Consider the following 12676-nt stretch of genomic DNA (forward strand, 5'->3'; position numbering starts at 1 on the left):
GTATTTAGCCAATAAAAATCCCTGCCATGGCAGGGATTTTGCTATTTATTCAGCTGCTTGATTTAAGCCTCTAGTGTTAAGTGGCTAGAGTTAAATAAGCAGATTTAAACGTTCTGGCTTAAGCAACGACAGCCAACTAGCGTAAATCAACCTGCAGTGCGACACCCGAACTCTGGGGTTCACTCTGCACTGTGATGTAATACCAACCCAGGCTTGGTGCATCGACTGTGATACTTTCTTGAGTGTTAGCAGGCGTGACAGACGCTGCATCGAAGTGTTGAGCATTGGCCCAAGTCGTCCCCGAAAACAGGCTCACATCACCACTGCCGTGGGCTGAGTTGATGCTTAACTGACTCGTACCTTCTGGCACCCAAAGATAGTAATCGCTGCGACCATCGGTGGTGCAGATGGCTTTGCCTGAACTCAGCTCACCATGACTCAAGGGTGATTGCGTCGCGCAAGCATTGGCGATGAGAGCTGGCGAAGGCGTGTTGCTCGCGCCTGTATTGAGGGTGAGTGTTACGCCGCTAAACTCAGTGGCAGTATCAACTGTGATATAACGCCAGCCGCGATTGGCACTAAAACTTAGCGACTCTTGATTACCTGCTTGAGTGCTCTTGGCATCGGCATTTTCGGCGTCGGCCCACTGACTGGCATTGAAGTAAAGATTGGCATCCCCAGAACCGCCCTTAGTGGTGACGGTGAACTGAGTATTATCTTCCTCAACCCAGAAGTAGAAGCTGTTGCGTCCACCACTGATACACTCGTTTTTGCCCAGTGTGAGCTGGCCGTAATCTAAGGTCACTGCACCGCAATTTGCTGGTGGCTCAGGATCCACGCCGCCATCTCCCAGATCGGGATCAACATCAGCGAACAGCTCAGTGGTGCTGACTTGCATATCAACGCCGCCAAAATCTCCCGACAAGGTAATGTAATGCCAATATTCGTCAGGGTTTAACTGCACTTTAATGACTTGATAGTTACCGTTGCCGATCCCCGCGCCTTGGTTTTGTTCTGGGCTTGCCCAACCTTTAGAATTGAAATAAATGTCGGCATCACCCCAACCGCCGCCAATCTTGATCCACAGATCTTGGGCCGAGCGATCGGTATTAGTGAAACTGAAACTGGCGCGACCGAGTTTAGAGTCGATACATTCCATCGGCACATCGATTTTCAGGCTAGCCGATTCAGTGTAACGGTAGGCTTCGTTCGTTACTTGGCAAGGAGAGTAATCCTTACTGATAGTGCCCGCAGGACCAGCCCAGTTACCTTCACGGCCACTGGGCTCAGCATCGACATCACTTGGGCCTTTATCGACAATGCCATCGTCAGCCGTGCTCAAGCCGCTGGCGAGCCAACCTTGCCACTCGTTGTCGTAACGTGTACCGATACCATCCATAAAGGTTTGATATTCCGCGTATTGGTCGTTACGTAGGTAGGCCAAAATCTGTCTTACATCGTCCCTGTGATGCTCAAACATAAAGCGCACCGCCAGATAACCCCAACGGTAGATACGGTCTTGGCCCGATTCATAGTTGTTTTTAAATATGGTCGACAACATAAATTCACCGGTTTCGCCCATGGCAATCGCCGCGGTATTGGCGTCACGGTAAGAAATGTATTCCGCTAGACCTTCAATCCACCAAATAGTATTGGCCGAAGTGCCGCGGCTAAAGTCACCAAACAGGTTATAGCGCCCGTCGAGGTAGTGCACATATTCGTGTTGCAGGTTCCAGACATGGAAATCCGGCGTGCGCCATTCGGCTTCATAGGCGATAAAACGCGCCTGATTTTTGAGTCCGGCGGGCGAGCCTTCAAGGTACATGCCGCCGTTGTCGGTATTGATGCCAAAGATACTGTTGGCTAAGGATTTATACTCAGACGAGCTGCCAAATATCACTAGCTCTAAATCATCGTTGTTATCTTGCCCTACAGGTTGCATGCCCGTTTCAAGTTTGCTGTGGAAATAGCTTTCTTGGCTGGTCAGCACATCACAGGCCCACTTGGCTTGATCTTGATAGAGATCTTGGGCGCGGATCTTGAGGCTATCGGAGCATTTCCAGTTGAACGGTAGGGTATCGGCCTCTAGCTGCGCCTTAAAGCCACAGATATTGTAATCGTTACAATGGCTGCGATCGTAATAGTCGGCCATTTCAGCCGCCGCGTACCAAAGCACTTTGCTCGGTTCGGTTTTACTGGTGCTGCTGAGGATGTTTTTAACTAGCTGAGTCACTCGCGGGCGCATGGCATCAATGTAATACAGCCTAGATAACTCTTTGACTGAGTTGACTAACAGATACTCTGCATTGGTGCCTAACAAGTCGCGGTGTTCGAGCTGGAAGTTATTTAGCGCATCTAAAATGCCTTGGTCACGAGCGAACAGCGCCTGCATCTCATCATTCCACTGGGCGCGGAATAAGGTGGTAAACACTGAGTTTGCTGCGGCGTTCATGGCGAAACTGGCTTGCCAGTTAGCGTCGTAGTCCGTTAGCACTTTTATGGTGACATGATTAAAATCGGCGCCGAGCTCGGCAGAGTCAATCAGGATTAAGGCTTCTTTCAACACGCCAGCATTGTCATCGGAGACAGTCCAAATCGCAGCGTTCGCAAATAAAGCGTTGAGGGCCGATTTTAAGCTGGCCTTAGCGGCGCTGCTGTAAGCGGGTACATCATTTGGGCTGTAAAACTGCACATAGAGGGCGGCGCGGACAAAGTAAATATGCGATTCAAGATGCTGAACATCGACCCCAGTGTAGTCCTTGGCTTTAGTGGCAATGGCGTTGGCGACACTGATCACATTGGCCTCGCTAAATAGCGCGGTCGCAGCACTGCCTTTGAGGCTATAGAGCTTACCGACGCACTCGGGTGTCGATTGGCTCAATTGATCCACTAGGGCTTGGCCCGATTTACCGACAAAGTCACTGCAGTCATTGCTCTGCAGTGCGGCGCTGCGACTCTGTAACTTAAGTGGCGGTTGCTCAGATACTTCTCGCTTCTTGCGTGAATGCATCTTAGGCGGTTCTGTCATTGTCTGTTCTGTCATAGTTGGCTCATTCGGGGATGCCATCAATGGCGTCTCCCGCAGTAGCGGTCTATGGGATTCTATTTGGCTAATGGGCGCCGAGGGTGGTCGTGGTGCGGGTTGCGCTTGTGGATTGCTGGGTGTGTTGCTGCCTAATGGGTGACTCGTATGAGTGTCATGGGCGAGAGCGGGAGTCGCAAAAGCTAAGCTAATAGCTGCGAAGAGCAGTGTGTTTTTCATTGTGTATCCGTAGTTATCTAGTCTGCAAAGCAGATCTTCCTTGGGCGTTATTTGATGCGTGGAACCTAAGCTTGCATCAAACCTCATTGGATTATTTGCGTGATAACAATAGCGCGACAAACATCGCAGCTGGCAAATAATGCGTTCAAATGATGGCTGTAAGTTTTTAATATATCTAGTATTTACCTGTAAATTTGTTTGATACATCTTTTCTGTTCAGCTTAGGTTCAGCTTATTACTCAAAGGACTCGCGCCAGAAGCTGAGTCTGTTGGACTCCACAGCTTAGAAAGGCCTAATTGAATGCCTTATGAAATACCTGATTGAATACCTTGTGGAATAAGAGTGGCTATTTGGCTTGAATTCGCGCTAGCTTAGCCGCATTAAGGTTAGATGCACTTTTCCGCAGTTAGCACTCGAACCCTGAGATGCTAAGCCATCTGCGATGAGGTTGATGCCATTCCCAAAGGAGCTTTTATGTCAGCTTTACCAAGCGAATACACCCATATCCATGTTGAGCAACCCGGTGCGCCCGAGGTGATGCAGCTATCGCGCTCGCCTTTGCCTGTGCCAGCGGCTGGCCAAGTGTTGATCCGCGTGCATGCAGCAGGAGTAAATGGCCCCGATGTCAAACAAAGGGTGGGCGCTTATCCGCCACCACCGGGTGCATCACCGATTATTGGTCTTGAAGTCGCGGGGGATATTTGTGCCCTAGGTGACGGCGTAAGCCAATGGCAAATCGGCGACAAGGTTTGCGCCTTAGTTCCGGGCGGTGGTTATGGCGAGTATGCGCTCACCTATGCTGCCCATTGTTTGCCTATTCCAACGGGCTTTAGTTATGTGCAGGCCGCCGCGCTGCCAGAAACCTTCTTCACCGTATGGGGCAACCTGTTTATGCGTGCGGGACTGAAAGCGGGCGAGACTGTGCTGATCCACGGCGGCTCGGGCGGTATCGGCAGTACGGCCATTCAACTTGCCAGCGCCTTAGGCTCAAAAGTCATTGCCACGACGGGGCAAGATGAGAAGCGCGATTATTGCTTGAGCCTTGGCGCCGCTGAAGTCATCAACTATCGCACCCACAACTTTGTTGAGCCCGTCATGGCGCTCACCCAAGATAAGGGCGTGAACGTGGTCTTTGATATCGCGGGTGGCGATTTTATTAATCTTGATTTACAAGCCTTAGCGATGGACGGCCGTATGGTGTCGGTGGCGATGCAGCGTGGCCCTAAGGCCGAGGTCGAGATTTTCCGTCTGATGGCAAAACGTATTATGTGGACAGGGTCGACTTTAAGGCCGCAAAGCGTGGAGGCTAAAGCCGCCATTGCCGCCGAATTATTTGAGAAAGTCTGGCCGCTGTTAAACGCCCATAAAATTGTGCCCAATATTTTTGCGACCTTCCCATTAGGCGAAGCCGCGAAAGCCCATGCGCTGATGGAGTCGGGTGAGCACAGGGGCAAGGTGGTACTGACGGTCATTTAGGCTCGGCACGTTGGTTTGGCTGCGATGCATCGTTTAGGTCACGGCCATTTGAGGCAAGTCTGAGAGCGTTCTGACAAAAGCGTGGCTGAGTAACGTAGGGGTAAATAGTCGTTTGCGCTACTGTCGTTAAATCGTCATGGTTAAACCTGATGCTTAACCTTGCAGTAACCTCGAACAGCAACTTCGAATCGTAAAATTTATGCCCATCGAACATAGTCGATATGATTGCTTTTTATTGGGAATAAAACTTGCCGCGTCGATTTTTTAGACTAAAGTCGTTAATGATTAAACTTTTTGGGTACTTTGGCAGAAATTAATACGTAATTAGTGAAAATTTCATGGTATGAGGCATTGATTATCGGAAATATTCTGTAAAAATACCCAGTTGAAAACGTCAGAGACTTTCAGGCGCTATTCGTGGATCAAAGCAAGCGATGCTTCGCTTATTCAGGCTAAAAAACTCATAGTGTATGTGTTGATTTAAGGGTATTAGCATATATGTATAACACAGCAAAGAAACAGGTTTGGTATGGTGAGCTGAGAACATCGAAAGGCAACGCGATTGTCGTCCATGACAACCAGCTGCCCGATGCCTCCCCAGGACGTATCTACCTATACAATTCCGATCGCGATGCGATCATTGAGTATGTGGAAGATATCGTCAAAGTGAACCTATACGACTTAGATGAGGCTGCGTTAAAAGCTGCTGAGGCTAAGTTTAGTGGTGCATGGAAGGCGGCTAGAGCTCAATTCATGAGTAAGCATCAAGCTCGTATTGACCTAAACAACGTGAAGGAAACTGCGCCTGTTCGTAAGGCGAAACCTGAAGTTGAACCAGAAGTGGAATCCGATGCCGTAGGCGTCGATTTTGACGATGATTGGGTCGATGATTTTGATGATTAACACAGTGTCGGCTTAAGGGCTAACACTGTGAGTGTAAGGAATAAAATAGTGCTTATTTTATTCCTTATCGCTTTATTTCCTTCCGCGAAACCGCGCGTTAACCTCAATTCATCGCTATTTTATCGCGACTCGATTTACCCGTTAATATACCGCTAATTTATAGCTAATGTTACGCATCGGCATCGAACTGATATCGGCTGATGTGGTGATAAACCTTGCCTGGCACTAACCAAACATCATCACCAAAGCGCTCGCCTTGATTCGGTGAGTCTGGCAGCATCTGCGGTTCTAAACACACGCCATGATGTTGATTTAATACCTGTTGATTGCGACCCACGGTGCCATCTAAAAAGTTAGCGCAGTAGAGCTGCACGCTCGGTTGATTGGTATAAACCGTCATAGCGCGGCCACTCACTGGACTGCTTAAACAGCCAAAGCGGGCGAGTGAACCGTCGGGGTCATTCATCATATAACAATGATCATAACCGCGCGTGCTCGCCAATTCTGCGGCATGCAGTTTGTCGCCTAAGCGTATCGGCTGACTCAAGTCGAAAATCGATCCTGCAGTCTCGGCAATCCCGGTGGGAACACTGACATCATTCATGGTGAGATAACGCTTGGCATCGATTTGCATCAAATGCTCGTGATTGGTCTCTGAACCATCGAGGTTGAAATAACTGTGCTGGGTTAAGCTCACGGGACAGGCTTTATCCACCGAGGCTAAGATCTCCACATAGAGATTATTGCCTGCGAGGCGGTAATCCAGTTGAACCGTGCAATTACCGGGGAAACCCATGTCGCCGTCTGGACTCATTAAGGTCAAGCGCACACCATCGGGCAGTTGGCCTAAGTGCCAGTTTTTACGATTAAATCCTTCACGGCCGCCGTGCAAACAGTTAGTCGCTTGGTTGACATCAAGTTGATAATCTTGACCTTGATAGTGCATTTTGCCGTTAGCGATACGATTCGCAAAGCGGCCAGCAATGGCGCCTAAGTGAGCCGATTGCGTCAGGTAGTCTTCGGCGTTGTCGCAACCAAGGACGATATTGGCACGTTCGCCGTGTTTATCTGGGGTCCACAGAGCGCGGATAATTCCGCCTAAGCTGATGACTTCTAATGCGAGTATGCCATTGTCGATCCGAACCCGTTCGATTTCGCCGCCGCGGGGATCGGTCCAAGGATCCAAAACACTGAAACGTACCATTTAGCTTCCCTCTGTGTTGAATATGCTCACTGCTTATTGTGTTAAATTAGTATGTTAACCCTATTATTTGCCATCAACACCATAAAGTTCAGCGATGAATTCGTATGTTATCGACGGCCTTGTCACTGTATTGGTTTTCTTTGTTTTAAGCGTGTTCTGGCTAATTATCTATGCGGCCCGCGCCAGCGCTGGCGGAACATAAATAGACAGTGGCATCGATTGCGGTTTTGTCGAAAAACTCATGTTCAACGGCAGCAACGACAGCATCGGTCAGTTCATGGTCAACTAAAGCCACCACGCAGCCGTCAGTCATGCGGATACCGCCACGCTCGCCAATCACTTGGCTGACAATTTCAACTAAGGTATCAAATTCGGGCAGTGTCACTTCAAAATCATCCCGCAGTGAAGCATGGGATTCCGCCATTAAGCGGCTGAATTTTTGAATGTTATTTTGCTCTAACGCGCGGGCTGCACTCTGGGTTCTTTGGTTTTCTGTGACGACGTGTTTCGCTCTGCGATATAACACTTCATCTAAATCGGCTTTTGCGCTTTCTAATCGACGTAAATCGAGGTGACGCAGCGCATCTAAGCCAAAGTATTCTGCCGCTTGGGCGCATTCGTTGCGACGTTGTTGATTGGTGGCGGCTAAACGTTGCTTCTCAATATGGGCATCTATGATGATAAGGCTTAAGTTTTCTGGGATAGGAATGGCTTCGCTGTCCAGATCTAAGCAGTCAATCAGCAGCGCGTGGTCTTGCTCACCCATAGCGCTGCACATTTGATCCATGATGCCACAGGCCGATTCGACATATCTGTGTTCACCACGTTGGGCCAGTTGCGCTACCGCCATTGGTGATAAATGCAATTGGCTGGTATCACTGATGGCAGTGCCGAAGGCGACAACGAGGGCGCCCGATGAGGATAACCCCGCCGCAAGTGGTACATCGCCCACAATGGCTAAGTCTAAGCCCTTGGCTAATAAGCCCGTTTGCGCCATAGCCGCAGTAAAACCTTTGAGGTAATTCACCCAGCCATCTTGCGGGTCCATGTCGTTTTCTTGACCGAAGGTCCACTCTTTAATTTGTCCGGGAAAGGCATCGGCAACGGCACGAAACTTAGTGTCGTCACGGCGTTTTACCGCAATCACTGTATGAAAATTAATGGCTGCCGGGAGTACAAAACCGTCGTTGTAATCCGTGTATTCACCGATCAGATTGACGCGCCCAGGGGCTTGATATAAATCGTCGGCTTTAGTGCCAAAGGTTTGGACAAATAACTTTGTGGCGCGCTGCGCAGGGTTTGACATGCTGTAAAAAATTCCAAAAAAGCTGAGCTAATTTCGTTACCGTCATCGATTTATATCACGACTGAGTCGGTGATGTAACTGAGATTTTTTGCTGAAATGGCGATGGGCGACAATGAGAAAATCGATACTGTGATAGGAAGTCAAAATAACGTATTCAGTGCGTTATCTAGTCGATTGATTTGTAAAGATTAGTCAGTAGTTAGTTGGAGGCCGCACAAACTTGCAGAGGAAGTTACTGCTCGTTTGTGCGGCCTATTATGGCGTGATTTTAATTCAATGCAGCATTAGCAGGCACTTAACTATTGGACTCGGCATTAATTTTAGGATCAGCCACTTGCGCTATTTCTTCCGCTTGCGCGGCGTTTTTCTCTGAGTCTTGCAACAGCTCGTAAATCACATGATCCACAAAACCGGCACCCGCAGCTTCGTACAGGTTGTAAACACTGTGTACGCCCGATTCGCGAAGTGCCGCGGCATCGTCACTGTACTGCACAATCGCACTGATCTTGCCTTGATAATTCAGTTTTTTGAGTTGCTCAACCGCAAACATATTTCCCGCGTGGTGCGGCATGGCCAGCAGCACTAACTCAAGGTTAGGCGCTCTGTCGAGTTTCTCCCAAAAGTCGGTATCCGCGGCGTCACCTTGCACTACGTTGCGGCCCTTGGCTTTGTGTAAATCGACTAAGTCTTGCTTGTGCTCAATGCCGAGAATTTCGCCGTCAAATTGTTCCCTGAGTTCATCGTAGGCGCCGCTACCAATGCGGCCCATACCTAAGATTAAGAAGCGTGGGTTGCCAATGGCGATCGGTCTGTCTTCTGGGTGCAATGGGCGTTTTTCAAGCTTGATTAAACGCTGCTGGAATCGTTGATATATGTTACCGACGGTAGCGTTAAGCGGCGCGGCGAGTAAAAAGCTAAAGCTTAATGCCACGGCGATGATCACTAGCCACTCGGGAGGCAACCAACCTTTATAGGTGGCGACGGCAGCGACAATTAAACCGAATTCACTGAAGTTACCTAGGTTGAACGAGCCCAACATAGAGGTACGTGAACGCAGCTTAAAGCGGGTAAGAATGTAAACAAACAGCAGGATTTTAAGTGGTACTAGCAGCACTAACAGTGCTGCGAGAACGATATCCGATACCGTAGGTAAACCGTTGAGACCAATCGTTAAGAAGAAGGCCACGAGGAAGAGTTCTTTAAAATAGAACAGGGATTTTGCCAGCTCTGAGGACTTTTTGTGGCCCGCCAACAAGATACCTATGATCAGTGCGCCGAGATCGGGTTTCAGGCCAACAGATTCAAATAACCAAGCGCCAACCACAAGTGCCATCACTAGACCAAACAGGACTAACAGTTCACCGTGACCGACACGGTCGAAGGCTTTATAAATAAGCGGCTTAGCCAGTGGCAGTAAGAGTAATGCGAAGGCCCATACCGAAGGTACATCGCCCTTAGAAATTGTTAAAAACAGTACGGCGAAGATATCCTGCATAATCAAGATACCAATGGCGACCCGGCCGTAGAGGGATTGGACGTCGCCCTTATCTTCTAACACTTTGACCGCAAATACGGTACTGGAGAAGCTTAACGCGAAGGCGATTAACGTCAGTTGCTCAAGGTTAAGACTCGTGAGTTGGCTTAAACCCAGTAAGCCAAAGAGTTTCAGAATCGGTACAAAAACGACAATGGAGAGAATTAAGTGGACACTCGAACCCGCCCACACTTCGGCCTTGAACAGGCTGCGAATATCGAGTTTCAAACCAATAGCAAACAGCAGCAAAGTCACACCTAGGCTGGCGAGTTCTTGCAGCAATGGCAGGCTTTCTTTATCTATCCCGAGGACGAATAGTACAAAGCCCGCCACTAAGTAGCCGATGAGCGGTGGCAGTCCTATACGGCTGACGAGCATGCCGCAGATGAGTGTGATAATGAGGATACCGGGTTCCATGATGCTCCAATCTAAAAAAGTCCAAAATTATGAGTGATTGTATAAGAAATCTATGACACTGGAACAAAAAAGCGGACTTTTAATGAAAAAAGTCCGCTTTCTATTGGTGTTGCGGCAAATACACTTGCTGGTTAAAACCGGCGCGAGTTAAATCGCTTTAGTGGTCTAAGTCTAAATCGTGACTATTTCACCAGATGATCTAAATGGGCGGCAAAATCTTTAGGGCCCATAAAACCAGTCACACGTAAATCTTCCCTTTGCTCACCTTGTTCGTTAAACATCAACAACGTAGGCAAACCGAGCACATTGTATTTTTCGAGTAAGGCCACATCGACCTTGTCACTCTTAGTCACATCGGCTTGCAGCAGCACGATTTTATTCATGCGGGCTAACACGTCAGCATCCTTAAAGGTGATGGCTTCAAACTCTTTACAGGCAACACACCAATCGGCGTAGAGATCCAGCATCACAGGCTTACCTTGGGCAGCAGCGGCGGCGATTTCTTGCTCAAGATCTTCAATGGATTTAATCCGTTTAAAGCCATGGGCTTCTTCGGTCGTCGCCGCGGTGCCTACGGGATTGTGATTAAAACCAAAGTGGCCCATCACAGCTTGGAATCCGTAGGAGAAACTTGCCAGTAGCGTCAGCGTTAATAGCACTGAACGGACAGTTTGTTTCCAGTTGAAGGGACTGAGTTTGTTCTGATGCATCAAGTAGCCGGTGAAGCTCACGCCCCACAGTGACCAAAGCACATCGGATACCACGCCCGTCCAAATACGACCGAGCATTACGATAGACACAGCGATCAACAGGAAGCCGAAGACGGTCTTGATGATGTCCATCCAAGCGCCCGCTCTAGGTAATAATTTACCGCCTGAGGTGCCGATAATCAGTAGCGGTAAACCCATGCCCATACTCAGCACATACAGGGCTAGGAAGCCTTGGAGTAAGTCGCCGGTTTGCGCCACATAAACGAGCGCACCCGATAGCGGCGCGGTAGTGCAAGGTGATGCGACAAGGCCAGAAATCACGCCCATCAAGAATACGCCAACTAAGTTGCCGCCTTTTTGGTTGTTCGATACTGAGTTCATCTTCTCCTGCCAGCTCGATGGCAGTTTTAAATCGTACAGGCCAAACATAGATAAGCTGAGCACAAAGAATAGAATCGCCAATACCACTAACACGGCTGGATGTTGCAATGCCGCTTGGTATTTCAGTCCCGCCGATGCGACCACTAACCCTAAGATAGAGTAAGTGATTGCCATACCTTGGACGTAAGCCATGGACAAGGTGAAGGCTTTGGCGGTTGAAAGCTTTTGCCCTTGGCCGACAATAATGCCTGACAAAATCGGGTACATAGGGAACACGCAGGGCGTTAATGCCAGACCGACACCTAGACCAAAGAAGATCACTAAGGTCCAAATCAGGCTGTCGTTTGACAGCATTTGGCTCAGAGTATCTTGCTGAGTAATAGGTTGGGTATTGGCTTTATCGGCCGTGTTCGGCTCATTGCTGGCTGACTCAGTGCTTGCTGGTTCTGCGGCGGTCGATTCGCTCGCTTCGGCACCTGCGATCAAGCCATCGTTGGCGGCAATCGCTTTTAGCACGACGTCACGTTTGGTCGGTGGATAACACAACTTGCCTTCGGCGCAGCCCATAAAAGTGACGGTAAGCGTGGCATTTTCATCGGCCTGTTTCAGCGCAACGGGAATATCCACATAGGTGTAATAGACTTCTTGCTCGCCAAAATACTCATCTTCATGGGGCTTGCCCTTGGGCAGCGCCACTGTGCCTAGTTCGGCGCCATTGACACTGAATTTGAGCTTGTCGCGGTACATGTAGTAACCGTCGGCAATCACCCAATTGAGTTTGACCTGATTACCTTCTTGCTTGAAATCGAAGGCAAATGCTTGATCGACAGGCATCAATTCCGGTTCACTCTTCATGAAGTCGAATTTGTTACCGAAAACCCCTTCACTGTGCGCTAAGGGCGTGAGGAGCAATAAAGACGTGAAAATAAGGCTGAGTAGTTTTTTCATGGCTGAGTGTTGTCTTTTATCCAATCTAAGTAGGCTGGTAGCCCGTGAGTCACAGGCACGGCAATAATTTCTGGTACTTGATAAGGGTGAAGTCTAAGCACAAGTTGTTCTAACTCTGAATATCGATTTTGTAAACATTTAATCTGTAAGCTAAATTCTTGTTCTTCGCAGATTTTCCCTTCCCAAGCATAAATTGAACGTATCGGGGCGGAGATATGAACACAAGCGGCAATACGCGACTCAACTAAAGCCCGAGCCAAGGTATTGGCTTGTACTTCATCGGGGCAGGTAGTGCTAACCATTAAATACTGATGCTGCATGGTATTAGGTATCGTCTCTTAAGAATCTTAAAGTTCGCTTAAGCCAACTGAGTTAGGCTACTTTACGTGTTTTAATGGTCTCATACATTAGCGCGTTAACAAAAGGGTGAGCTAAATATCAGTTGTTAAATCCGTTGCTCAATCAGAGGTTATTAGCCCCTTAGTCTGTCGCAATGCTTAGCCTGACTTGAATTAAGACCGGATAGTCCCCATT

Annotated in this window: 8 protein-coding genes; 2 read left to right on the plus strand and 6 right to left on the minus strand. The window is 48.7% G+C overall.

Annotation, left to right across the window (positions count from 1 at the left end):
- Positions 1-136: 136 nt before the first annotated feature.
- Complete coding sequence (locus tag AC5YB3_RS14925; RefSeq protein WP_494525627.1) at positions 137-3262, minus strand: M9 family metallopeptidase; 3126 nt, start codon at positions 3260-3262, stop codon at positions 137-139.
- 475 nt (positions 3263-3737) lie between these two features.
- Here AC5YB3_RS14925 and AC5YB3_RS14930 point away from each other — a divergent pair, with 475 nt between their 5' ends.
- Positions 3738-4739: an NAD(P)H-quinone oxidoreductase gene (locus tag AC5YB3_RS14930; protein WP_012088198.1), complete on the plus strand. Its 1002-nt coding sequence runs from the start codon at positions 3738-3740 to the stop codon at positions 4737-4739.
- Between the two features lie 498 nt (positions 4740-5237).
- Complete coding sequence (locus AC5YB3_RS14935) at positions 5238-5642, plus strand: hypothetical protein (RefSeq protein WP_006083132.1); 405 nt, start codon at positions 5238-5240, stop codon at positions 5640-5642.
- Between the two features lie 169 nt (positions 5643-5811).
- Here the strand turns inward: AC5YB3_RS14935 and AC5YB3_RS14940 are convergent, their stop codons facing one another.
- From AC5YB3_RS14940 to cutA, 5 genes are all read right to left on the minus strand, one after another.
- A complete protein-coding gene (locus AC5YB3_RS14940; protein ID WP_311999048.1) occupies positions 5812-6846 on the minus strand; it encodes an aldose epimerase family protein in 1035 nt (344 codons plus the stop codon).
- 160 nt (positions 6847-7006) lie between these two features.
- Positions 7007-8152, minus strand: coding sequence for a galactokinase (gene galK, locus AC5YB3_RS14945; RefSeq protein WP_006086123.1), 1146 nt, complete (start codon positions 8150-8152; stop codon positions 7007-7009).
- 295 nt (positions 8153-8447) lie between these two features.
- Positions 8448-10103, minus strand: a complete 1656-nt coding sequence (locus AC5YB3_RS14950; RefSeq protein WP_494525628.1) for a cation:proton antiporter domain-containing protein — start codon at positions 10101-10103, stop codon at positions 8448-8450.
- 182 nt (positions 10104-10285) lie between these two features.
- A complete protein-coding gene (locus AC5YB3_RS14955; RefSeq protein ID WP_494525629.1) occupies positions 10286-12142 on the minus strand; it encodes a protein-disulfide reductase DsbD in 1857 nt (618 codons plus the stop codon).
- Positions 12139-12462, minus strand: coding sequence for a divalent-cation tolerance protein CutA (cutA, locus tag AC5YB3_RS14960; protein WP_011847865.1), 324 nt, complete (start codon positions 12460-12462; stop codon positions 12139-12141). The genes AC5YB3_RS14955 and cutA overlap by 4 nt, the downstream gene beginning before the upstream one ends.
- Positions 12463-12676 lie beyond the last annotated feature (214 nt).

The organism is Shewanella sp. 1311, assembly GCF_059338235.1.

What these genes read in the sequence shown, in the direction of transcription:
- AC5YB3_RS14925 (WP_494525627.1), bottom strand. Translation starts at nt 3,262, where the DNA reads ATGAAAAACACACTGCTCTTCGCAGCTATTAGCTTAGCTTTTGCGACT.
- AC5YB3_RS14930 (WP_012088198.1), top strand. Translation starts at nt 3,738, where the DNA reads ATGTCAGCTTTACCAAGCGAATACACCCATATCCATGTTGAGCAACCC.
- AC5YB3_RS14935 (WP_006083132.1), top strand. Translation starts at nt 5,238, where the DNA reads ATGTATAACACAGCAAAGAAACAGGTTTGGTATGGTGAGCTGAGAACA.
- AC5YB3_RS14940 (WP_311999048.1), bottom strand. Translation starts at nt 6,846, where the DNA reads ATGGTACGTTTCAGTGTTTTGGATCCTTGGACCGATCCCCGCGGCGGC.
- galK (WP_006086123.1), bottom strand. Translation starts at nt 8,152, where the DNA reads ATGTCAAACCCTGCGCAGCGCGCCACAAAGTTATTTGTCCAAACCTTT.
- AC5YB3_RS14950 (WP_494525628.1), bottom strand. Translation starts at nt 10,103, where the DNA reads ATGGAACCCGGTATCCTCATTATCACACTCATCTGCGGCATGCTCGTC.
- AC5YB3_RS14955 (WP_494525629.1), bottom strand. Translation starts at nt 12,142, where the DNA reads ATGAAAAAACTACTCAGCCTTATTTTCACGTCTTTATTGCTCCTCACG.
- cutA (WP_011847865.1), bottom strand. Translation starts at nt 12,462, where the DNA reads ATGCAGCATCAGTATTTAATGGTTAGCACTACCTGCCCCGATGAAGTA.